This window comes from Agarivorans sp. TSD2052 (assembly GCF_023238625.1).
Lineage (GTDB): Bacteria > Pseudomonadota > Gammaproteobacteria > Enterobacterales > Celerinatantimonadaceae > Agarivorans.
The window spans coordinates 1,538,988-1,563,148 of sequence record NZ_CP096670.1 but is presented as its reverse complement, the minus strand read 5'-3'; the positions used below and the strand labels follow the sequence as shown (position 1 = coordinate 1,563,148).

Below are 24,161 nucleotides of genomic sequence, written 5' to 3'. Positions count from 1 at the left end.
CTAAGCTTGGGAAAGCGGAAGGATAAAATTGCGTTCAATATCGCAACTCGTTTGGAATAGGTAAGTCATCGGCAACCGGCTTAGGCCGCTTACCTTTACCTTTGCGGTATTGCTCCAACTGGAAAACAAAAGCCAGTATTTGGGCCACCGCTATGTATAAGCCTTCTGGTATATCATGCCCTAATTTCGTGGTGTGAAACAATGAACGCGTTAAGGCGGGTGCCTCCATGATGGGAACTTCATAGTGGCGTGCAACTTCACGAATTTTCATTGCTACTTCATCTACGCCCTTAGCCACCACTTTTGGCGCGCCCGTCCCATTGGTGTCATATTTTAAGGCGACCGAATAATGGCTTGGGTTAGTCACCACCACATCTGCTTGCGGCACATCGGCCATCATTCTGCGCGCAGCCATCTCCATTTGTAGACGACGAATCCGGCCTTTAACCTCAGGGCTACCTTCCATGTTTTTGTGTTCGTCTTTAACCTCTTGCTTAGACATTTTCAGCTGTTTGGTGTGGTTCCATATCTGATAAGGCACATCAATAATCACAATAACAATAAGGCTACATACTAAGGCCAACAGCATCCACTGCAGCATATCTAATGCATTGACAATTGAACCAGGAATGGACTGCATGCTTAACGATAAGATATCAGCAAATTTCCAGCGCAGTACAAACCATACCACCCCAGCTATCACCAATACTTTCGCGACACTTTTTATAAATTCAACAAAGGCCTGAACCCCCACCATTCGCTTAATGCCTTGCTTTGGCGACATTTTACTGGCTTTCGGCCGCATAGCTTCCCAGCTGAAAGAAATCCCCCCGAGCAAAGTATTGCCAATGAAAGCTGCCAGCATAATAAAGCTCATAATCCAAATTAATGGGCTTGCCAGCAAACTCGCCATTGAACCAATGATTTTTAGCATCAAGTTTACATCAAACACTTGCTCTCGAGTTAAACTGAAGGCCAGCTGAAACACCTTTACCATTGCCTCGGCTAACATCTCACCAAAGAACATGATGGACATTGCTGCCACAATCAACACCGCGGCGGTACCCAGTTCTTTTGAACGAGCTACTTGGCCTTTATTTCGCGCATCATCGAGTTTTTTCCCCGTGGGGTCTTCGGTTTTTTCTTGATCGTCATCCGCCATAAGATTCTCGGCCTAAGGCTTAACAGCCTATTTGAAGCAAGCTACACGCTGTGCTTCGGCCAACCTCCCACTGTCGTTCGAAATGCGCCAAAAAACCACCAATGGTGAGCCACAAAATAAATAGCCCAAATAACATACTGACCGCAAAACCAATACTAAAGATATTCAGCTGTGGCGCTGCCCGAGTCATGATACCAAAGGAGAAGTTAACCAATAACATGGCCACCACAGAAGAAATAGATAAGGCTAACGCCGCCAAAAACAACTGAGAATACCACCCCGCCAGTTGCTGATAATCAATACTTGTTAAACCGTTCATGCCAATGGGGATGGTTTCAAAGCTCATTGCTATTAGGGTAATTAATTGTAAATGGCCATCCATTGCGAGGAACAACAAGGTGGCTAACAATAAATAGAATTGGCCGACAACCGGTGTGCTTTGGCCATTATTAGGGTCAACCATCGAGGCAAAACCTAAACTGGTTTGCATGGCAATGATTTGTCCACCGACCACAAAGGTTTGCATCAGTAGCTGTGAAATAAAGCCAATTGCCGCACCAATCAACACCTGCTGCAAGATCACAATAATCGCTTGAAAAGAAAACACTTCGATGCCTTGAACATCGGGTAATACCGGTACTAGCGCGAAGGTGATCGCTAAGGCGAGTAATAAACGCACTCTAGTGGGTACAGATTTACCCCCAAAGCTTGCCAAAACCATTAATAGCGCGGCAACTCTAGTTAACGCCCATAGGTATTGGCCTATCCATGCCAATATAATATCGGCAGAAAATTCCATTAACCCACGACCTGAGGGATCATATCCACCATGGTAAAGAATAGCTCCATGAGTTTTGCGGTAAACCAATGGCCAGCAAACATCAGTGAGGCCAAGGTGACCAATAAACGGGGTAAAAAGCTTAAGGTTTGCTCGTTAATTGAGGTGGCAGCTTGGAAAATAGCCACCATTAAACCCACTAAAAGGCTGGGAATAATAGCTGCTGATACCAACAGCATCACTTGACCTAACGCAAGGCGGAATACATCAACAAAGACTTCCGGTTCCATCTAGCGGCTCCTTATGTCTATACGCCAAAACTATTAGCCAGGGTGCCCATAACGAGGCTCCAGCCGTCGACTAATACAAACAGCATCAGTTTAAAAGGCAGCGATACAATCATCGGGGAAAGCATCATCATCCCCATCGCCATCAGAATACTCGCCACGACCAAATCAATCACTAAGAAAGGAATAAACAACATAAAACCAATCTGGAAGGCGGTTTTTAATTCTGAGGTGATAAAAGCAGGAATGAGTACGTTAAATGGCACTTCTTCAGGAGAACCTACTTCTACTTTGGCTATTTTTACAAAGGTTTCTAAGTCGGTAAGCCGAGTCTGGGCGAGCATAAACTCTTTCATCGGCTCTTTAGCTTGTTCAAACGCCTGCATCGATGTGAGTTCTTCACTCAAATAAGGCTGTATCGCATTAGCATTCACTTCTTCTATCACCGGCGACATAATGAAGAATGTTAAAAATAGCGCAATACCAATAATGACCTGATTAGATGGGCTTTGTTGTAAGCCCATGGCTTGCCGTAGGATAGACATCACGACAACAATTCGCGTAAAGGAGGTCATCATAATCACTAAAGCAGGCAAGAACGATAACGCGGTCATCAAGGCTAAAACTTGCAGCGTCACCGAATACTCTTGCCCGCCATCTGAATTTGTTGTCATGGTTATGGCCGGAAGAATACCATCTTGGGCGTAACTAGGCAGGGCAAACATTGCAAGCATTAAAGCTAGCCAGTAGCAGCGCTTATTTTTCATTTTTCGACAACATTCCTTGCAGCTGTTTAGCAAACTGACTGGTCACTTTGTTGGTTTGCACAACCAGTGGTTGCTCTAGCTTATCAAGCAGGTTAATTGATTGGGCAGTCACACCGATCAGATACTGTTGCTCGCCCACTTCCACGACCATCACCCGCTCACGCGTACCCAAAGCCAGGTTTGCCACCACCTTTGCTTGGCCGCCGGCAAACTGGCTTAAGCGCGTTTTCTTTAATACCCAAGCACAAACAAATATTGTTACCAGCACCACAGCTAAAGACATAATCCAAGACAACAGCTCAACTTGGCTGCTAGGCGCTTTGGTCATAGCCTCTTCAGCTGCTACCGGTAGGCTTATGCTAAATACTAGGCTCAATGAGGTTCGTATTAACATTATTTAAGCTTTTTAATACGTTCTGTTTGACTAATAACGTCGGTGAGTCGAATACCGAACTTATCGTTTACTACCACTACCTCACCGTGAGCAATTAAGGTACCGTTAACTAATACATCCAGAGGCTCACCGGCAACGCGATCAAGCTCTACGACAGAACCTTGGTTGAGCTGGAGTAAATTGCGAATACTGATATTGCTGCGACCCACTTCCATAGAAATGGTTACCGGAATATCCATAATCGAATCGAGCTTACGCTGTTCCTCTTCGCTAATCGGCCTAGATTCGTCGACAAACTCCTCTAAAGGCGCAGGCTCTGCTTCCGCCATCGCTGCTGCCCACTCATCAGCCATATCATCTTGATCACTCATAGTTGTTCCTTATTGTCTATCACTCATCACCGGCAGGTCGGCGGCTACTGACCACCATTTCTAAGTCACTTTTTACAGTGTCTGGGCGTTTTAGTTGAGTATCAATTTTTAATGCCATTCTTTCGTTACGCTGACCCATTTTAACTCGGTAGCTAGGTAGGTCTTCAACATAAAGCATGGCTGTTTCTGGCATTTCTACGGGTATAATATCGCCAGCTTTTAGCTCCATTAGTTGCCGCAAGGTTACATCGGTTTCTAACAGTTTGGTATGCAAACCTACTGGTACATCCATGATTTCATCACCCAGCGCAGAACTCCAACGCTGGTCGGTATCTTGTTTATCACTTTGAACCCCGGCATCGAGTAGCTCTCTTATGGGTTCTAGCATTGAGTAAGGCATAGCAATATGGAAGTCACCACCGCCACCGTCTAGCTCAATATGAAATGAACTTACCACGATCACTTCTGTGGGGCTTACAATATTGGCCATTGCCGGGTTTACTTCTGAATCAAGGTAATCAAAGCCGACATCCATCACTGGCGCCCACGCCTCTACGTAATCTTCAAAAATAATTTTTAATAGCATTTGAATGATACGACGCTCGGTGGGCGTAAACTCGCGGCCTTCGATCTTAGCGTGATAACGACCGTCACCCCCGAAAAAGTTTTCTACCAAAATAAAGACTAAACGCGCCTCCATGGTCACCAAGGCAGTGCCTTTTAGCGGTCGAAAACGAACCATATTTAGACTGGTGGGTACAAATAAGGTATGCACGTATTCGCCAAATTTAATCATTTGCACGCCGTTGATTGATACTTCAGCAGTGCGGCGCATCATGTTAAACAGGCTGATTCGCATGTGACGAGCAAAACGTTCATTGACCAACTCCAAGGTTGGCATTCGGCCCCGAACAATTCGGTCCTGAGAAGAAAAGTCAAATTCGACCACACTGCCAGACATTTCTGGTTCAATGATGTCTTCTTCTATGTCATCGACACCATGTAACAGCGCATCGATTTCGTCTTGGCTTAATAAATCGCTCACAATGTTCCTTTATTGCATTACAAAGCCAGTAAATAGTATTTTCTCTACCACCACTTTACCGGTAATTTCTTTTAATGCTTTTTGTGTTTCAACGAGTGAATTTTCACGTAAGGTATCTTTACCTTCTTGGGTCGATAAGTCTTCGACCGATGCCGCGCTAAAGACACTCAGTAATGTACCTTCAATTAGCGGTATATGTAATTTTGCCATTTCTTCATTGTCGGTGCCTCTCACCAATAATTGTACTTTGATTTGTACTAATCGATCTCGGCTATCACCCACAATATTAAACACAAAAGGGCGAGGCATCCCTACATATAAGGCCGTATGGGTAACACTTGAGGTAGCTTCTGCTGCTGGGGTTGCTGCTGCAGGGGCTTGATCATCACCTCCGCTCATCAATAAAAACCCAACTACACCACCAATAAGTAATACCACTACTATTCCAATGATGATAAACAGCTTTTTCTTACTGCCACCCTCACCGTCTTCTACTTGTAACTCTGATTCTTCAGCCATCTGTGCTTCCGTGAACTTGCCGCTAAACTGCTTTTATTATTACATAGTTAAGAGCCGCTTCAACAGCGCCACGATGAAATAATCTAAGCGTAGAAGTCAATCCCATCACTATTTGCTTGGTTTGCCAGCAAAGCGCTCAGGTCTTGCTCAGTTGATTCATCAACTCCATCAAAATTTGTGCCCATTCCGGCACTGGCCGATTGACCCTGCCCATGCTGAGAGCTGCCACCTTGATGCTGTTGATTAACATGACTCTGCCCTAATTCTATCCCCTGTTGCTGCAACATTTCTCGTAAACGAGGCATGGTTTGCTCTAACGCTTCTCTGGCTTGAGGGTTTTGTACTTGAATTTGCACTGAGACTTGTTGGTCTTGATTCATTTGTAAACGAATGTGCATACTGCCAAGTTCGGCTGGGTCTAAGCGGATTTCCGCTTTTTGCATACCTTGGCTAAGCATGTATTGAACCCGTTGGTTCAGTTCTGCAGGGGCTTGATAGTGTGCTGGATTTAATCGCTGATTCATTTGAATATCTTTATCAAGCACCTGATTAGCTTGCTGTGCTTGTTTTAAGCTGACCTCATTTGACAGCTCAGCTCGGTTAGCGATGTCGGCCCCAGATACTGCCCGAAAAATGCTGTGATGATCTTGCGGGCGTGGCGCCTCAGAAGCATTGACAAGAGTAGCGGGTTGAGCTTGAGTTTGTTGGCCGGGTTCTCTATGGCTGCCTTCTTGCTGATTAGAATGTTGCTCTGGGCTACTGCCATCTGACGAGATATTGCTTAACTTTTCGGAAAACTGGTTTGCTTCAGCCGCGCTCGCTTTGTGGCTACTTGAGTGATTGGCTTGAGTCGTTAATTTGGGCTCTTGCGACAGCACTACTTGCTCTTTGGTGACGGCAGAGCTGGATTCAAGCGTTTGGCTAGTCGCAGCGGTCTTTGCGTCAGTTTGTGCAGCGTTATGCTCTACAGAAGACGGTGGATTGTTGATGACCACTTTGGCTGGGCTTCTGTTTTCATTAGCGCCCTCTCTCACTGAAGGCTTGTTCTCCGTTGTTTGGCTATTCCCTGATATGTCACCAGCACTATGTTTGGCCTTCTCTGAGTGGCTTTTATTTGCAAGGCTAGCATCAATGTCTTTCTTCTGATTAGCTTCTAGCTGCTTAGCGTTATCGGCGGTTTTGGGTGATTTTTCAGCGTCTAAGGCACTAGCCTTTGGCTTATTGGCTTCACCGCCATCGACGTTTTTAGGCGTTTTGTCAGCGTCTAAAGTATTCGCTGCCGATTTACCCGTTTGATGTCCATCGACGGGTAAGGCTTCTTTATTAGCCGCTAACTTTGAGCTGTCTTGCCCCAGCCCTGTTTTAGTTTCTAGTGTATCTTCACCTTTGACCGCCACCTGCTCAGCGTTAGTGAAAGACGGAGCTTGCTCTCGTTTCACTGCGTCAGTGTGCTGTTTAGTGGTAACAAGCTCTGCTGCCACGGCCAAACCTTCGCCCTTTTTATTTTCGGCGGAAACACTGTTAGACACCAACTGTACGCTGTTTGGGCCGGGTTCTGCTTTACCACTGGTCTCTACGCTATCTTTAGTGACGCTGGCGTGATTGGGGATTAACGCGCTTGTTGCGCTAACAGATTTAGCCTCTGATGATTGGCTAGGTGCTCCATTACCTTGTGCTTCTTGACTGGAACGACTCACCTGGCCACTGGTATTCGCGCTAGCTTGTTCAAGCATTGCACCATCTTTAACGAGAGCTTTCCCCTCAAGCACCTGGCCATTGTCTGCCTCAGCAGCGTTGACGGTGACTTGATTGTTTGCGCTGGCTTTGGCCTCTATTTCCGCTTGTTGCGTCGGCACATGGGGCGCTAGTTTATTGTCAGCAGCCACTGGCGGCAATTCTCTGCCGCTTGCCTCACCGGCTTTAAGCTCGGCTTTACTCGCTAACAAAGCTTGCTCTGGCTTGGTTTCAGAATCAGCTTGCGCTTCAAGCCCGGTGTCTGCATCAATGTCTATGCTATCGACTAAAGGGTCCAAGCCACTGGTTGTGTTTGCTGCTTGCTCGGCTGACTCTAAACCTTTGGCCATCTGCGTTGCTTCAGCCAACTGCTGTAGCAATTCGCTAGGGCTTTGAGCCCTTGGAGAAACGCGCGATGCCTTACTATCACTGGCGTTAGCGGCGCTATATTGTTTTTCTATTGCGGCACGTAAAGGGCTATCAGCTTTAGGTAATAGCGCTAGCTCTTTGACCATGTTGGCAAAGTCTTTTCCTTCTGCTGAAGAGGCAGTGGAAGTGCTATCAAGTGACCCGAATTGATTAGCATTTGCAGTGTCTGTTAACAATAATTCCATATTGTTGCTTACCTTTACGATTTATCATTATAGTTTTAATTGAAGCTGCAGTTAAACTGCTCGCTTCAAAACAAAGCAATATTTGCGCCAGCAGCTTAAACTTGCACTTGACCACGCAAGTGAGAATACAAAGCGTATTCGTCCAGTAGCTTTTGTTCTTCGCGACTTTGTTGTTGCTCTCGTAACTTTATTTGTTTGGCTATCAGCATTTCCATGGCTTTCCTTTTTGCTTGCAAGTCCAACCATTGTTTACGCTTGAGTAACACGTTTTTCTTTACCTGCTCAATGCTCTTACCCTGCTGAACACTGGCTTGTTCAAGTTTTTGAATAAATACTTGGTATTGGTGAAAGCTATCAGCATAAAATCCATCAACACCTTTAGCTAAAGCTTGATCAAGATAGGAGCGTCGATATTGTTCTAAGTGGGCTAATTGCGCTTCAAACTCACCGAGCTGTTGCTGCGCCTCGGCCATTTCTCTGGCCGCATCTTGTTCTTGATCGTGTAGGCGTTCGGCCAATAAATGTAATGCTCTTCGTGCCATGATCAACTCCTAAATAACACCCTGAGACAGCTAAATGATTCTAAGCCAAGCGCCCCTTAACCAACCGTTAGTTGAGCGGGCCTTGCGCGTTGATATTTGCCATTTGCATGGTTCGTTCCATACGCGTCAGACTTTCGTCATATGCAACCACTTCTTTCATCTCTTGCTGCAAGAACTGATCCATATGAGGTTTCATGGCAATGGCTAAATCAATCCGTTTATCGGCACCGCGCTGATAAGCGCCAATGGCAATAAGGTCTTGGTTTTGTTGGTAGGAGGCATTGAGTGATTTAAGTTGGCGAGCCAATTGTTGGTGGCCGTCGCTGGTCACCGCTGGCATGACACGACTAATAGATTTTTCAATATCCACCGCGGGATAATGGCCGGCATCTGCCAATTCTCGTGATAACACAATGTGGCCATCCAAAATCGCTCTGGCTGCATCGGCGATGGGATCTTGTAAATCATCTCCCTCGGTTAGCACCGTAAAGAAGGCAGTGATTGATCCCTGCCCTTCAGCACCATTACCCGCGCGTTCAACCAAGCGAGGTAACTTAGCAAATACCGAAGGTGGATAGCCTTTTGTCGCTGGCGGTTCACCAATAGCCAAGGCTATTTCACGTTGAGCTTGCGCATAACGAGTCAGCGAGTCCATCAGCAACAGTACATTGAGTCCCTGGTCGCGGAAATACTCAGCAATGGTCAATGTGGTATCACAGCCTTTTAGGCGCATCAACGGTGATGCGTCGGCTGGGGCCGCCACCACCACGGCACGTTTGCGCCCTTCTTCACCTAAGATTTCGTCAATAAATTCTTTTACTTCTCGGCCACGTTCACCGATTAAGCCCACCACCACCACGTCAGCTGTCGTGCCACGAGTCATCATGCCCATGAGAACACTTTTACCGACACCTGAACCGGCAAATAAGCCCATGCGCTGGCCTTGACCAACGGTTAATACCGAGTTTATTGAGCGTACCCCCACATCGAGTGGCGTTTTAATCGGCATTCTGCTCATCGGGTTTAGCCGAACAGAACTTAAATTAGTCACTTGTTTACAGGCGATGTCGCCTAAGCCATCTAAAGGTTTTCCGACCCCATCAATAACCCTGCCGAGCAATTCCATACCCACCGGTACACCATGATTTTCATGCATAGGGATGACTCGGGCTCCCGGCAAAACGCCGGTTAACTGCTCGCTAGGCATCAGAAATAATTTGTCGCCAGAGAAGCCCACTACCTCAGCTTCTAAGAAGCCATCGAGGGTTTCAACCGAACACAAAGATCCTAAGGGAGCCCGACAACCTACAGCTTCAAGCGTTAGGCCCACAACACGGGTTAGTTTGCCTGCCACTGTGGGTTTATTGCGGCTATGCTGGGTTTGATACCGCTTAAGTCGTTGATTCAGTTTCATCGTTTTGGCCATTTTGACGGATGAAAGACTGTAAGCTTTGTTTGATCACTTCATTCATGTCGACCGATACCGAAGAAAGATCGTTTTCAATGAGGCAATCACCTTGGGTAAGGCTGCCATCGGCTAACAGTTGCCATTGTTTTTTCTCTCTAGTATCAGCGGGAAATACTTGTTCGATAATAGCGAGATCAACGGGATGAAGATGGATCCTAATATGCTGTTTTTGCAGGGGCAATGCTTCAACGGCTTGTTTAACCGTTTTAATGATCACGTCGGGGTTAGTCACTAACTCGACTTGGACAATTTCTGCGGCCAGCTTCATGGCTAAATCAAGCACTTGTTGCTCAACTTCATCGTCTATTTGGCGATTCGGTTGATGAAGTTGTCCAATCAGGCTAGACCAATTTGCACTCAACTCATCAATTTGCTGCTGCCCCTCGTTTAAGCCTTTGCTTAAGCCTTCTTGCTGACCTTGAAGGATACCTTGCGCTAACCCCTCTTCGTGACCGCTGACTAAACCTTGCTTATGTCCTTCTTCTTTGCCTTCTGCAAAACCTTCTTCATAGGCCGACTGGCGCAGCGCCTCTAACTCTTCAATGGTCATCGGCTCAAAGTGGATTTCAGGCTCTTGCTCAACAGGCTCTTCACTGAACCAAGCCGGTTTCATATTGAAGGCGTTACTGGCGGGATCTTTGACCTCTTGTTTTACCTCGGTAAAATCTGGCAGAGGCCAGGCGATATCGTCCTCTTGGCTAGGCTCACTGGCTGGCGCAGCTTGTTGGCCGACATCGGCTAACATGTCATCGATGGCTGCTTGCTGATCAGTGGATACTGGTGTATCCGCATCATTGTCAGCGGCTGCTGCTTGGTCAGCGGGTGGTTGCTGAGTTTGCTCTAACAGCGCGGCAATATCGTCATCGTCCATTAAGTCATTAGCAGTATTTGTTTGCTGCTCTGGAATGGATGAGGATGGCTCAGCATCGTCTTGTTTATCGTGTTCAGTCATGGTTTATAAGAACTCATCCCCACCACCACCGCCTATCATAATCTCTCCGGCTTCAGAGAGACGGCGAGCAATAGATAAGATTTCTTTTTGGGCGGTTTCAACTTCACTGACTTTAATTGGCCCCATGGCTTCCAAATCGTCCTTGAGCATTTCCGCTGCACGTTTAGACATGTTGTTAAAGATCTTATCTTTAAGTCCGTCATCTGCCCCTTTAAGCGCTTTTTGCAATAGCTCGCCGGGAACATCTCGTAACAAGGTTTGAATGCCGCGGTCATCAATGTCCACCAAATTCTCAAAGACAAACATAAGATCTTGAATTTGTTGAGCCATTTCTTCATCGCTCTCGCGAATTGAGTCCATTAACATGCCTTCCATATTGGTATCTAGGAAGTTCATGATATTAGCCGCTGCTTTCAAGCCGCCCATTTTGGCTGCTTGAGCGCCAGCTTGGCCAGCGAACTGTTTCTCCATGATTTCGTTCAATTCGGTTAATGCTGCTGGTTGAACTTCTTCTAAGTTAGCAATACGCATCATCAAGTCCAAACGCACTTTGTCTTGGAACTGCGACATAATTTCGGCAGATTGCTCTGCTTCTAAGTAAGACAATACGATGGTTTGAATTTGAGGGTGTTCGTTTTGAATAATGTTGGCGACTTGGCGAGCGTCCATCCATTTTAATGAATCGAGACCCTTGGCTCCACTGCCCATGATAATTTGGTCAACCAAACTAGACGCTCGGTCTTCACCCAAGGCGGCGGTAAGCGCTTTACGCACAAAGTCTTGGCTACCAATACCGATGTTGGTGTATTTTTGGATATCATCAATAAACAAACGGTGTACTGCTACCACCCGCTCGTGAGAAAAATCCTCTAACGAGGCCATCGCCATACCTAAGCGTTGAACTTGTTTTGGCTCTAGATGGCGGAATATAGTCGCCGCATCATCTTCATTGAGGCTCAGCATTAAAATCGCTGCGCGCTCAATACCATTCATATCTCCCAAAACTTCTTCTGGGTTGATTTCGTCATCATTTGGCATCGTTAATTACCCAATCTTTAATCACCATTGCCGCTAGGTCAGGCTCATTAGCCACCAGTGCACGAACGGCTTTCAGCATATCTTCATCTTTATGTAAGTCTGGTAATTTCAGCTGTCCATCGCGTATACCAAAATCTACTTCGGTATTGTCAGCTGAAATTAACTGTAAGTCATCATCATTTTCGTAAGCGGCTAGTGCAGCGTCTAAATCGGTTTCTGCATGTTCAGAGTCTTCACCATTGGCCAAAATACGATTAAGCATTGGTCTAACAACCGCGACAATCAATACGATCAGTACTAATACACTAGCCGCTATACGCATCGCCCGCCAAAACCAAGCTTGCTCCCAAACAGGCAAATCAGCTTCGGTAAAAATCTCTGGTCTTGAGAACGGTACACTGACCACTTCTAAAGTATCACCTCGACTCAAGTTGAAACCAACGCCACCCTGTAGCAAGCGACGAATACTGGCAATTTGCTCAGCGTTACGCGGTTCACGCGTGGTTTCTCCCGCGTCAGAAACTTGACTGTTGTAATCTAAAGCCACTGAAACACTTAAGCGCCTTACTACACCCACCTGTGAACGAGTATGGCTAATGGTGGTATCTAATTCATAGTTTCGCGTTGACTCTTTATGACTACTGCCCGTTTGAGCTTGCGCATTTGCGCCTCCCGCTTGCTCAGGAATATCGGCGGCAACAGGAGGTTGATTGGTTAATGCTCCTGGAATGCCAATAGCGCCAGCGCCAATATTATTATCTTCAATGGTATATTCACTGCGAACCGCTGGTAAATCAGGGTTGAAACGCTTTTGGGTCTGCTCTACCGAGGTGAAATCTAAGGTGACATCCACTTCCGCGGTGTAATTACCAATGCCAACCACCGGAATCATAATCGAATCAATTTTGTCTTTGTATTCACTCTCGCGCTTACGCTCCATCTCAAACTCTTTACGGGTACGAGAGGATAGAGGGTCTTGGCTACCGGAGTTTAGTAGGCGACCATTTTGGTCTGTAACTGTGACTCGGCTTGGTATTAAGCCCTGCACTGCTGAAGCAACAATATCTACGATCGAGTCAATTTCTTCCTGCTTTAAGCCGTTACTACTTCTTAAATTAACCACCACAGTCGCCGAAGGTTTTTGCTCCCGGCGGGCAAATACGTTGCTTTTAGGTATCGCTAGTAGCACCTGAGCGTTACTCACGGAGTTCATTTGCTCGATGGCAGTGGCTAATTGACGTTCACGGCTAAGCTTTAAGCGCTCGCCTTCTAAACGCTGGCTAACACCAAAGCCCATATCGTTCAGTAGGATTTGTTCGCCGCCAGGGGTTGACTCAGTTAAACCAGAGCGACGTAGTTTGAGTTTAATATCTTGATATTGCTCGGCATTAACCAATACGGTATTGCCTTCGATGGTATAGGGGATTTTCGATAGATCTAAAAAGTCTAAGGTTTCGACCAACTCAGGGGTCGTCATACTGCCCAAGGGACGCATTTCTGGCTCTTTCGCCCACATGAGTAAAAATACCGCCATGGCCAGACAAATCGCTAAGGCCAAAATCATAATGATTTGGCGCAGTACGTCGCCATTGCTCAAGAATGACAATGCTGAACTTTGCTGCTCTGTTGCTTCTAAACTATCAGCTTCTGCACCTGAACCTAATAGTGCGGGTTCTTGACTCATTGCGTTACTTCCTTCGCTTGCCATCTTAATTTCCTAGCCAAATTAAACCGGCATAGACATGATTTCTTTGTATGCATCAACAAATTTATTTCTTACCTGAACCGTTGCATCAAAAGCAACGCTGGATTTTTGGGCGGCGATCATCACATCACCAATACTCACGCTGTGATCGCCTAAATCAAAACGTGTACGTAACTCATTAGCCTTCGATTGATGGCTATTTACGTTATTAATCGCGTCGCTTAACAGGCTGCCAAAGTCACTGTTTACTTTAGAAACACCTAAGGGGCTATTTGCTTGGCCAATATCTTGAGCAATACCAGCGGGTTTCATTTCACCGGCCATTGATTGGAGTTCGCTAAACAAGTTTGCTGACTCTATTCTCATGATTTCCCTCTACCGCCAGATTAATGGCATTTGTCTATGTTATGTAGGGAAAAGCAAAAGGCGCGCCAAGATTAGTTAACGACGAGTCGAAGGTTCTCTTTGGCCCGTGTTTTTAGGAGGTAATGATTAACAAAATCTTTTTCTGGCTGAGGTCTAGCGAAGAAATAACCTTGCGCTTGCTCACAGCCCATGACCGACGCTAGATTAGCTTGGGTTTGGGTTTCAATCCCTTCGATCAACACTTGATACTTCATACTACGGGCTATCATAACCATTGCTTTGACAATATGTTGATCAGATAGATTGTCTTCTAAACCAACCACAAAAGCACGGTCAATTTTCAAAATGGTAACGGGCAGATGTTTTAGATAAGCCATTGATGAGTAACCCGTACCAAAATCGTCAATCGCGATACCAAAGCCAGCATCACGCATTCGTTGAATACTGGCTTTTGCTTCTAAGGGTTGCTCCATCATCGCGGATTCGGTAATTTCGATGCAGATACGTTGGGGGTTAACTTGCCATTGGCGAGCATAACTAATCGCGATTTTCTCTGCGTGGCCCAAAGACACGGTACTCGCTGAAAAATTCACTGACAGTTTAAAACCCTCGGGTAACTGATTAGCGTATCGCGCCATAAAGCGCATCGCGTTTTGAAATACCCATTTATCCAGTTGTAGCACTAAGCCTGTTTCTTCGGCTACCGGTACAAATTCATCGGGAGAGATGGCGCCATCGGCAGTAAACCAACGCAACAGCACTTCTGCGCCAACGATAGTGTTTGTTTTTAAGCAATATTGAGGCTGAAAATATAACTCTAATTCGTTATTACCAATCGCTTTTCGCAATTTCGACTCTAAGGTCAATTTGACCAAACCCGCTTGACTCAAATCTGGATGATAGCGACAAATGCTCGCCCCTGTCTTAACGGCATGGTTCAGGGCGGTAAAGGTATTAGCTAATAGCGTGTCGCTGTGCAAGGCTTCTCGGCGAGGGTGATAGGCGCTATAGCCAACATGGCAACGCGTCAATAATTGCAGTTGTTCTAAGCGCAACCAACCCCGACAGCTTTGAACGATCTGCTTGGCAATCTCAATAACCTCTTTATCTTTATTTATTTGTGGCACTACCACCACAAAGTAATGATGGTACCAGTAGGCTAATTGCGCATCAGGATAGTGTTTCTTTAGGCTTTTTTGTACTCGCTTGGCATAGGCTTCTTTGGTGACCTCGCCTAAACGCTGACCAAAGTTTTCAAACACTTCGTTTTGTCGCGGAAAATCGAACATCAACACCGACAAAGGCATTGCGTCATCTAGCCAATTGGTAATTAATCGCGTGATTTGGCGTCGATTAGGTAAACCGGTGACTTCATCATGGTTTTTCCAATAATCTAATTGCTCTCGTAGTAGCAGGTTTTTATGGCTTGCTCGGCTAAGCTGCTGTCGAACCAGCAGAGTAATAGACGCCGTTATAGCCGCAACTAACAGCACGCCCAAAAACCACCAATAGGAGAACAACGAAGCCTGTTTATGAGGTGCAGCATAAGCTTGCCAGCGATGATAGCTTTGCTCAGTAAAATTAGCTTCTTGAGAATTAATACTGCGATTGAAGAGGGTAACTAAAGGTCCCCAGTCATCGCGAATAGCAAATTGGTGCGGCAATGACGGTGCCAACTCGACCGCTTGCTGTAGCCGCCATTGCGGCATGGCGCGCAAATGCGCGGCAACTTCATCGCTACCAGCCACTAAGGCAACGGCTTGTTGTTCGGCCACCGAGCGAATAGCCTCGATCAAAGTGGGATATAACAAAAGCTCTACACTGGGGTAAAACGTTAACAATGCTTCATGGGCGCTACTTCCAGATACCACCGCCACAGCTTGCCCAGAAAACTGCTGCATATCAGAAAAACGGGCTTTATCCAAAGGCTGGAATAAGGCTAGAGGTTGACTCCAAGTGGTTTGGGTATAACGAACAAAAGGATTGAGCCGTCGGTGATTGCTGGCGTTGCTAAGCATATCCACTTTACCTTGCTGTAAAGCCAAAATAGCTTCAGATACGCTAGCAAAGATTTTGTATTCAAGTTTTAAACGGGTTTGAAAAGCAAGTTGATTTAGCACTTCTACTGCATAACCTTGCGGAATGCCAGCATCGTCGACATATTCCAAAGGTAGGCTGTCGGCAATGACCGCAACTTTCACCTTTGGATTATCTTCAAGCCATTGATATTCATTCGCATTGACAATATAAGCATGAACGCTCAATGACCAACAGCAACCTACCACTAGCAACGTTAAAATTTTAACGAGGCACAACCGCAAACTATTTAGCTCCTAAAAAATACCACTGTCTTGGCGTTCTTCGGGCCAAGTACAATTTATCGAGAGAAATATTAACAAACTCACTCGTATCTTAATTTGATTTGAACTCAACAAAATACACTAAAACTTAGGTAAATGAGCATTCAACTCACAAAACTGGCAGGTCAGTCCAAAAACCCACGTTCTTCACTAACCGGAAGCGATCATCGACTGGTATTGCTCACTCCATAGCAGCGCTTGCAAATTCAATTGTTCAACTTGGCTATAGTCCATTCGCAACTGCACAGCTAAACGTTCAGTTAAATACCAATGCCCCTGCTCATAAGACTTAATGGTTAACAACATTGACCTTAATATCGATGGCTGCTCACTGCACAAAGCATCTCTGATTTCTTGGTCTAAAGGTAAACTGTACAACAAGTCATAAAGCGGTTTATCTAAAATAGCATCGAGCAAAGAAAACAAACCACACAAGAACGCAGCTTCACGCATGGCTGGCGATTTACGCATCGCCACTAGCTCACAAAAGCGCGCTCTATGCACCGACATTCGTACTAACTCTCTCGGTTTATGACTCACCGACATAGCACTGGCTAACAAGGCGACTAACTTGCGTAACTGAGCATTACCAATATACACAACCGCTTGTTTTATTGACGTTATATCGTCAATAATAGGTAAATTACCGGAGTTAACAAAACGTAATAACTTATAGGTTAAGCCCGTGTCACGTTCAAAGTAACGTACCACCTCGCTGACATTAACATCTTCTTTGGTTGCGGCATAAAATAAACGAGAAATCATCAGGTAGCTAGCGTCAAGATCCTTTGACAACTGCATCTCAGGCTTACAAAAATAATAACCTTGAAAGAAATTAAAACCTAACTCTGACGCTTTTAAATACTCTTGTTGGGTTTCAACTTTTTCAGCTAATAATTTAATATTCTTTCGCTTTTTAACCGCCGCAAATAAACTCTCAAGCTGCTCGAAAGGCGTTCGTTGAATATCCACTTTAATTAAGCGAATAAATTTTAGGTAAGGTTCCCATTCATCTTTGTAGACAAAGTCGTCGAATGCTAATCGGTAGCCACGATGAAACAGCGATTGACAGCGCTTGTACAATTTTTCACTGGGTTTGACGGTTTCAAGAATTTCAATCACTACCTGTTTATAGGGCAGTAACTTGATGATCTCAGAGTGTAGGCTTTCTTCAGAAAAGTTGATTAAAGCAGGCTTACCTTGGGTTATCGCCTTTAAGCCATCATTAAGCTGGGTTCGAACAATAAGCTTAGAGGTCGCTTCATGAGGGTCAATATCCGGAAATACGTTCTCTGGGCCATCTCTAAAAAGCAATTCATAGGCGACAACTCGCTGCCGGCGATCAAATATCGCTTGGCGCGCAGTATATACATTCATAGTTATTAGTTACCGTTTTTGCCGTGTTTTAGTATTGGCTTTTTGCCTATTTATTTTTAAACCCAGTGATACTTGGGTCAAAACACGGATGAAAAAAAAGAGTCACACTGTGACTCTTTTAAGATTAACTAAGTTACTAGTAATTATCGACTTATTTATTCGCTAAGTTGTTGCAAGCGATCAAAATAATCGGGAAAAGTTTTAGATGTGCATTTCGGATCATTAATCGTTACCGCGGTATCGCTTAAAGCCACTAAAGAAAAACACATAGCCATACGGTGATCGTCGTAAGTATCAATCGCCGCATGGTTCAGTTTCTGTGGTGCGGTCACTTCAATAAAGTCATGCCCCTCAACCACTGTCGCGCCCACTTTTCTCAATTCTGTCGCCATCGCCGCTAAACGATCGGTTTCTTTAACACGCCAGTTGTACACATTTCGGATACAGGTTGTACCCTTAGCAAACAATGCTGTAGTGGCAATGGTCATAGCCGCATCAGGGATATGGTTCATGTCCATATCTACGGCACTTAATTCACCGCGGCGAGCGATAATATAGTCGTCTCCCCATTCGATGTCTGCCCCCATCGCCGCTAGCACATCAGCAAACAATACATCGCCTTGCATCGACTTTTTGCCAACGCCGGTCACTTTAACTTCACCGCCTTTAATCGCACCAGCGGCCAAGAAGTAAGAAGCCGACGAGGCGTCACCTTCAACTAAAAACTCACCCGCGCCACGGTAAACTTGCTGACCTTTAACCACAAACCGCTGATAATTATCGTTTTCAACCTCAACCCCAAAAGCTGCCATCATCTTTAAGGTGATATCAATGTAGGGTTTAGACACCAAATCACCGACAATCGAAATCTCGATGTCTTGCTTAGCGTAAGGTGCGGCCATAAGAAAGGCCGTTAAAAACTGACTTGATACCGAACCATCGATATCAACCTTACCGCCCTGCAAGCCAGTACCACTGATCTTAAGCGGCGGATAGCCCTCATTTTTTAAGTAAGTGAGTTTTGCGCCTACTTGACGTAATGCATCGACTAAAGCGCCTATTGGTCGCTCTTCCATGCGCGGTTCACCGGTTAAAGTGAACTCGCCTTGGCTCAAGCACAAGGCTGCACATAGCGGGCGCATTGCTGTACCAGCGTTACCCAAAAACAGCTCTGCGGCTTGTTCAAGCTGAAATGCACGGCCTAAGCCATTTACTGTGCAGCGACTACGGTCTTCAGACAATTGGTAGTTAACACCCAATTTCTTTAGCGCGTTTAGCATGTGACGGATGTCGTCACTATCAAGCAGGTTACTTAATACTGTTTCGCCTTCAGCTAAGGCGGCTAACAACAAAGCACGGTTTGATACGCTCTTTGAGCCTGGTAGATTAATTTCACCATTAATACGCGAAATAGGCTGTAAGGTTAGTTGTTCCATGTTTCGAGTTCTCTACTTATTTAGTGCCAATAAGCTGGCTTAATGCTTGAATAAAGGTTTGATTTTCTTGCTCAGTGCCAATACTTACCCGCAAATAACCCGGCATTTGGTAAGGCCCAACAGGGCGTACAATCACACCCTTATGCAACAACTGCTGATAGAGTGCTTCGGCATCGCCATCTGGCGCTAAAAAGCTGATAAAATTACCTTTAGACGGGATAAAAGTAATCTTGTTGTCGCTAAAGAAGACGCTTAACTTAGCTAAACCTTGCTGATTTAAATCGACACTCTGCTGCAAATACTGCTGATCGTCTAAGGCTGCGACCGCCGCCACTAAGCTCAAGCTATTAACGTTAAAAGGTTGGCGTAATCGATTAAGTAAGTCAGCTATCTGTGGGGTTGAAATTGCATACCCCACACGCAAGCCAGCTAAGCCATAGGCTTTAGAAAATGTACGAGTAATCACCAAATTAGCAAATTCACTCAGCCAAGCGGTTGATGGCGCTTGTTCTTCGACCGACAAATACTCGTAATATGCTTCATCAAGCACCACCACTACATTTTCGGGAACACGCTGCATAAAGCCATATAGCGCTTCACTGGTGAGAAAAGTTCCGGTTGGATTATTCGGGTTCGCGATGAATATTAAACGCGTTTTGTCGCTTATTGCCTCAGTCATGGCGGTTAAATCGTGGCCCCAATTTTTAGCCGGTACCACAACCGCTTTAGCACCAATCGCTTGAGTAACGATAGGATACACCACAAAAGCATGCTGTGAGAAAATCACTTCGTGCTCAGGGCTAACAAATACTCGAGCAATTAAATCTAATACATCGTTAGAGCCATTACCTAAGGTAAATTGCTCAGCCGACAGCTGGTATTTATCCGCCAAGGCTTGCTTTAAATAAAAACCATTGGAGTCTGGGTAGCGCGTTAATTCTGCCACCGCTTGTTCGATAGCCACGCTTGCTTTTGGGCTCATCCCTGTTGGGTTTTCATTAGAGGCCAATTTAACAATATCGCTAATGCCTAGCTCGCGCTCTAATTCATCAGTAGGTTTACCTGCTTGGTAAGGGCGTAATCCTTGAATACCCTCGTTCGCTAAGGCCTGAAAATCACAACTCATGTTTTATCCTTAGCTATTACGCTTAGCAAAATCATCCATGAAGGCCACTAAAGCTTGTACCCCTTCAATGGGCATCGCGTTATATATACTGGCGCGCATGCCGCCTACAATACGATGGCCTTTTAGCGTGACGAGTCCTGCAGCCGCAGATTCAGCTAAAAACGCAGCATCTAGCTCGCTGTTAGCCAATCGGAAAGGAATATTCATTTTAGAACGGTTTTCAGCTGCAACATTATTTTGGTAGAAATCGCTACCATCAATAAATGAATACAGTAGCTCTGCTTTGGCAGCGTTCTTTTCGGCCATCGCGGTTAATCCGCCCTGTGCCTTTAACCATTTAAAGACTAAGCCCGCCAAATACCATGAGTAAGTTGGCGGCGTATTAAACATAGAGTCGCTGCCAGCCAACAAGCTGTAGTTAAAGATATTTGGCGTTAATGGGTGTGCTTTATCTAATAAGTCTTCACGCACAATGGCAATGGCTAAGCCAGATGGGCCAATGTTTTTTTGCGCCCCTGCGTAAATAAGGCCAAATTTGCTTACATCAATGGGTTGCGACAATATGGTTGATGAGAAATCCCCTACCAATACCATGTCACCGACGTCTGGGATTTCATCAATAGCGATGCCTTCAATGGTTTCATTGGGGCAATAATGCACATAGGCGGCGTCTTGATCTAGTTGCCATTCAGCGCTTGCTTTAACCGCTACCTGACCGTTTTCGTCAGTCTTTAAGGCATCGAACACTTTGGCATCTGCGTGTTTTTCTCCTTCGGCTACCGCGCTTTTAGACCACTGGCCGGTAGTAATAAAGCTAATAGATGTTTTCTCACCCAATAAATTGAGTGGAGCTGCGGCAAACTGACCACGCCCACCACCTTGGCAAAACAACACTTTATAGTTATCTGGGATATCGAGTAAATCACGTAAGTCTTGCTCGGCTTGTGCGGCCATGGCGATATATTCTTTACCGCGATGACTGACTTCCATTACTGATACACCTAGCCCCTGCCAATCACAAAACTCTGCTTGTGCTTGTTGCATTACAGCTTCAGGTAACATGGCAGGACCTGCACAAAAATTGTAAATTTTATCCATGTTAAATCTCTTACTAATATGTTGTGTGCGACCACTTTTGTGGTTCGTATATTGTTTTTAAAACAAAAACGAGCGGCTAAAAGCCGCCCGTTGTTTTTATTACTTTTTTACTATTCTTCTGGTTCGGGGTCACTGCTAGCAGCTTCATCACCGCCAGCTGCAGGCTCTTCACCACTGCTTGGGCTAGATTCTGCTTCTGCAGTGCCTTCTGCGTCGGCCACTTCACCTTCGGCTAGTTCGTCTAACTCTGGCTCTTCAATCTCGTCGATGCGCTGTAAGCCCACCACTTTCTCTTCTTCAGAGGTACGAATTAAAGTAACACCTTGAGTATTACGGCCTACCAATGATACTTCGTTGACTCGAGTACGCACTAAGGTGCCCGCGTCGGTAATCAGCATCATTTCTTGCGCTTCAGTAACCTGAACAGCACCGACTACCAAGCCGTTGCGGTCACTCACTTTGATAGAGACCACACCTTTGGTTGCACGGCTCTTAGCTGGGTACTCTTCAAGTCGCGTACGCTTACCATAACCATTTTCAGTGGCGGTTAGAATATCACCATCACCGTTTGGTACAATTAGCGACACCACTTTTTGACCTGCGTCGAGAGAAATACCACGAACACCTGCTGCAGTACGTCCCATTGGGCGTAAAGCCAATAACTCTTCGCCAGTTTCTGGGTCAAGTTTCACGGCGCCGGTTTCGCTATCGCGTTGCTTCTCGTTAAAGCGAACCACTTTACCTGCGTCAGAGAACAACATAACTTCGTTGTTACCGTCAGTAATGTCTACACCAATTAATCGGTCATCATCGTTTAGGTTAATCGCGCGGATACCGCTTGATAATGGACGTTTGAACGCGGTAAGTGGGGTTTTCTTAACCGTGCCATTAGCGGTTGCAAACAAGATGAACTTGTCTTCTTCGTACTCACGTACCGGCAGAATCGCGGTAATACGCTCATCTTCAGTTAACGGTAGTAAGTTAACAATTGGCTTGCCACGGGCTTGGCGACTAGCAAGAGGCAATTGATATACCTTCATCCAGTACACTTTACCAACAGTAGAGAAACACAATACTGTATCGTGAGTATTCGCCACTAATAACTTCTCGATGAAGTCTTCATTCTTCATCTTAGTGGCGGCTTTACCTTTACCACCACGACGCTGAGATTCGTACTCAGTAAGCGGTTGGTACTTAACGTAGCCTTCGTGAGAGAGGGTTACTACCACGTCTTCTTCGTTAATTAAGTCTTCAATTGATAAATCAGAGCTGTTTGCTGAGATTTCAGTGCGACGCTCATCACCAAATTGTTCTCGAACTGCAATTAGCTCATCTCGAATGACTTCCATCAAACGCTCAGGCGTATTTAAGATGTGCAGTAATTCTGCGATAAGATCTAACAGCTCTTTATATTCGCTGATGATTTTTTCGTGTTCTAGACCGGTTAACTTGTGTAAACGTAAATCTAGAATAGCTTGTGCTTGAGTAGGCGTAATGAAGTACTGACCATCACGAATACCAAACTCGGCTTCTAACCAATCTGGGCGAGCGGCGTCGTCACCGGCGCGTTCTAGCATCGCCGATACAGCACCGAGGTCCCAACCCTTCGCGACCAAGGCAGCTTTTGCTTCAGCGGGCGTTGGAGAGGTTTTAATTAGCTCAATAATTTCATCGATGTTAGCCAGTGCAATCGCTAGGCCTTCAAGGATGTGGGCACGGTCACGGGCCTTACGTAATTCAAATACGGTTCGGCGTGTCACTACTTCGCGGCGGTGACGAATGAAACATTCGATCATCTCTTGCAGGTTGAATATCTTAGGCTGGCCGTTATCAAGCGCCACCATATTCATACCAAAAGACACCTGCATTTGGGTTTGTGAGTACAAGTTATTTAGTACCACTTCGCCCACTGCGTCGCGCTTAAGCTCAACCACAATACGCATACCGTCTTTATCTGACTCGTCACGTAATGCTGAAATACCTTCTAATTTCTTATCTTTTACCAGCTCGGCCATTTTTTCGATTAAGCGAGCTTTGTTCACCTGGTAGGGGATCTCGTGAACAATAATGGTTTCTTTACCGTTTTTATCGGTAACCACTTCTGCTTTTGAGCGAATAGATACTTTACCGCGACCAGTGTGGTAAGCCTGAATAATGCCAGCTCGACCATTAATAATACCGGCGGTTGGGAAATCAGGAGCAGGAATATACTCCATCAACTCGTCGATACTAATATCTGGTTTTTCTATCATCGCCAAACAACCATTAACCACTTCGGTTAAGTTGTGTGGTGGGATGTTAGTCGCCATGCCTACCGCAATACCAGAAGAACCGTTAACTAATAAATTAGGCACTCGGGTTGGCAATACTTCAGGAATTTGCTCAGTACCATCGTAGTTTGGTACAAAATCAACGGTTTCTTTTTCTAAGTCAGCCAGTAATGAATGGGCTAACTTATCCATACGGATTTCGGTATAACGCATTGCCGCAGCAGAATCGCCATCAACCGAACCAAAGTTACCTTGACCGTCAACTAACATGTATCGCAGCGAAAATGGCTGCGCCATGCGAACAATCGTATCGTAAACAGCACTATCACCATGTGGGTGATATTTACCAATTACATCACCTACCACACGGGCAGACTTTTTATAGGGTTTGTTCCAATCATTTCCCAGTACGTTCATTGCGAATAGCACCCGACGGTGTACTGGTTTTAAACCATCACGTACATCCGGCAAGGCACGCCCCACAATAACGCTCATGGCATAATCAAGATATGAACTCTTTAGTTCATCCTCAATATTGACCGGCGTAATCTCTTTTGCAAGATCGCTCATAGACGACAAAATCCTTCGTTTTATTGCTTTTTACAAATACTCAGCGTAATCGCAAACTTTACCATAAAATAGCGACCTTAACAGGCCTGATGTCGCTCTTTTCTATTAGAAAAACGAAAAAACACCAGAATTGAACAAAAGCTTGTGACTGCGATTCACAAGTTCATATAATGCCTATAAAT

The 24,161-nt window shown here is 45.4% G+C and carries 21 protein-coding genes; all 21 read right to left on the bottom strand.

Features of this window, described 5'->3' with window-relative positions; genetic code table 11:
* Positions 1–34: 34 nt before the first annotated feature.
* Positions 35–1,162 (bottom strand): flagellar biosynthesis protein FlhB, encoded by a 1,128-nt coding sequence (gene flhB / locus M0C34_RS07085; RefSeq protein WP_248714936.1) that lies wholly within the window; start codon positions 1,160–1,162, stop codon positions 35–37.
* Between the two features lie 19 nt (positions 1,163–1,181).
* Positions 1,182–1,961 carry a flagellar biosynthetic protein FliR gene (fliR, locus tag M0C34_RS07080; RefSeq protein WP_248714935.1) on the bottom strand — a complete coding sequence of 260 codons (780 nt, stop codon included), beginning with the start codon at positions 1,959–1,961 and terminating at the stop codon, positions 1,182–1,184.
* Positions 1,961–2,230, bottom strand: coding sequence for a flagellar biosynthetic protein FliQ (locus tag M0C34_RS07075; RefSeq protein WP_248714934.1), 270 nt, complete (start codon positions 2,228–2,230; stop codon positions 1,961–1,963). Before M0C34_RS07075 ends, fliR begins: the two co-directional genes overlap by 1 nt.
* 17 nt (positions 2,231–2,247) lie before the next feature.
* Positions 2,248–2,994 carry a flagellar type III secretion system pore protein FliP gene (gene fliP / locus M0C34_RS07070; RefSeq protein WP_248714933.1) on the bottom strand — a complete coding sequence of 249 codons (747 nt, stop codon included), beginning with the start codon at positions 2,992–2,994 and terminating at the stop codon, positions 2,248–2,250.
* On the bottom strand, positions 2,984–3,388 hold the full coding sequence (gene fliO, locus M0C34_RS07065; RefSeq protein WP_248714932.1) for a flagellar biosynthetic protein FliO: 405 nt from the start codon (positions 3,386–3,388) through the stop codon (positions 2,984–2,986). The genes fliP and fliO overlap by 11 nt, the downstream gene beginning before the upstream one ends.
* On the bottom strand, positions 3,388–3,759 hold the full coding sequence (gene fliN, locus M0C34_RS07060) for a flagellar motor switch protein FliN (RefSeq protein ID WP_248714931.1): 372 nt from the start codon (positions 3,757–3,759) through the stop codon (positions 3,388–3,390). The genes fliO and fliN overlap by 1 nt, the downstream gene beginning before the upstream one ends.
* Before the next feature lie 19 nt (positions 3,760–3,778).
* Positions 3,779–4,804 (bottom strand): flagellar motor switch protein FliM, encoded by a 1,026-nt coding sequence (gene fliM, locus M0C34_RS07055; protein WP_248714930.1) that lies wholly within the window; start codon positions 4,802–4,804, stop codon positions 3,779–3,781.
* A gap of 9 nt (positions 4,805–4,813) precedes the next feature.
* A complete protein-coding gene (gene fliL, locus M0C34_RS07050; RefSeq protein ID WP_248714929.1) occupies positions 4,814–5,323 on the bottom strand; it encodes a flagellar basal body-associated protein FliL in 510 nt (169 codons plus the stop codon).
* An 83-nt stretch (positions 5,324–5,406) separates the two neighbouring features.
* Positions 5,407–7,671 carry a flagellar hook-length control protein FliK gene (locus tag M0C34_RS07045; protein WP_248714928.1) on the bottom strand — a complete coding sequence of 755 codons (2,265 nt, stop codon included), beginning with the start codon at positions 7,669–7,671 and terminating at the stop codon, positions 5,407–5,409.
* A gap of 95 nt (positions 7,672–7,766) precedes the next feature.
* Positions 7,767–8,213, bottom strand: a complete 447-nt coding sequence (fliJ, locus tag M0C34_RS07040) for a flagellar export protein FliJ (protein WP_248714927.1) — start codon at positions 8,211–8,213, stop codon at positions 7,767–7,769.
* Between the two features lie 67 nt (positions 8,214–8,280).
* Complete coding sequence (gene fliI / locus M0C34_RS07035) at positions 8,281–9,627, bottom strand: flagellar protein export ATPase FliI (protein WP_248714926.1); 1,347 nt, start codon at positions 9,625–9,627, stop codon at positions 8,281–8,283.
* Positions 9,605–10,633: a flagellar assembly protein FliH gene (gene fliH / locus M0C34_RS07030; RefSeq protein ID WP_248714925.1), complete on the bottom strand. Its 1,029-nt coding sequence runs from the start codon at positions 10,631–10,633 to the stop codon at positions 9,605–9,607. The genes fliI and fliH overlap by 23 nt, the downstream gene beginning before the upstream one ends.
* 3 nt (positions 10,634–10,636) lie before the next feature.
* Complete coding sequence (fliG, locus tag M0C34_RS07025; protein ID WP_248714924.1) at positions 10,637–11,671, bottom strand: flagellar motor switch protein FliG; 1,035 nt, start codon at positions 11,669–11,671, stop codon at positions 10,637–10,639.
* On the bottom strand, positions 11,661–13,379 hold the full coding sequence (fliF, locus tag M0C34_RS07020; RefSeq protein WP_371923119.1) for a flagellar basal-body MS-ring/collar protein FliF: 1,719 nt from the start codon (positions 13,377–13,379) through the stop codon (positions 11,661–11,663). The genes fliG and fliF overlap by 11 nt, the downstream gene beginning before the upstream one ends.
* An 18-nt stretch (positions 13,380–13,397) precedes the next feature.
* Positions 13,398–13,742 (bottom strand): flagellar hook-basal body complex protein FliE, encoded by a 345-nt coding sequence (gene fliE / locus M0C34_RS07015; protein ID WP_248714922.1) that lies wholly within the window; start codon positions 13,740–13,742, stop codon positions 13,398–13,400.
* 71 nt (positions 13,743–13,813) lie between these two features.
* Positions 13,814–16,006 (bottom strand): EAL domain-containing protein, encoded by a 2,193-nt coding sequence (locus M0C34_RS07010; RefSeq protein WP_248714921.1) that lies wholly within the window; start codon positions 16,004–16,006, stop codon positions 13,814–13,816.
* Between the two features lie 246 nt (positions 16,007–16,252).
* A complete protein-coding gene (locus M0C34_RS07005; RefSeq protein WP_248714920.1) occupies positions 16,253–17,479 on the bottom strand; it encodes an EAL and HDOD domain-containing protein in 1,227 nt (408 codons plus the stop codon).
* A 155-nt stretch (positions 17,480–17,634) separates the two neighbouring features.
* A complete protein-coding gene (gene aroA, locus M0C34_RS07000; RefSeq protein ID WP_248714919.1) occupies positions 17,635–18,915 on the bottom strand; it encodes a 3-phosphoshikimate 1-carboxyvinyltransferase in 1,281 nt (426 codons plus the stop codon).
* Positions 18,916–18,931: 16 nt separating this feature from the next.
* A complete protein-coding gene (hisC, locus tag M0C34_RS06995) occupies positions 18,932–20,041 on the bottom strand; it encodes a histidinol-phosphate transaminase (protein WP_248714918.1) in 1,110 nt (369 codons plus the stop codon).
* 9 nt (positions 20,042–20,050) lie between these two features.
* Positions 20,051–21,139: a 3-phosphoserine/phosphohydroxythreonine transaminase gene (gene serC / locus M0C34_RS06990; protein WP_248714917.1), complete on the bottom strand. Its 1,089-nt coding sequence runs from the start codon at positions 21,137–21,139 to the stop codon at positions 20,051–20,053.
* Between the two features lie 110 nt (positions 21,140–21,249).
* Positions 21,250–23,979 (bottom strand): DNA topoisomerase (ATP-hydrolyzing) subunit A, encoded by a 2,730-nt coding sequence (gene gyrA / locus M0C34_RS06985; protein ID WP_248714916.1) that lies wholly within the window; start codon positions 23,977–23,979, stop codon positions 21,250–21,252.
* Positions 23,980–24,161 lie beyond the last annotated feature (182 nt).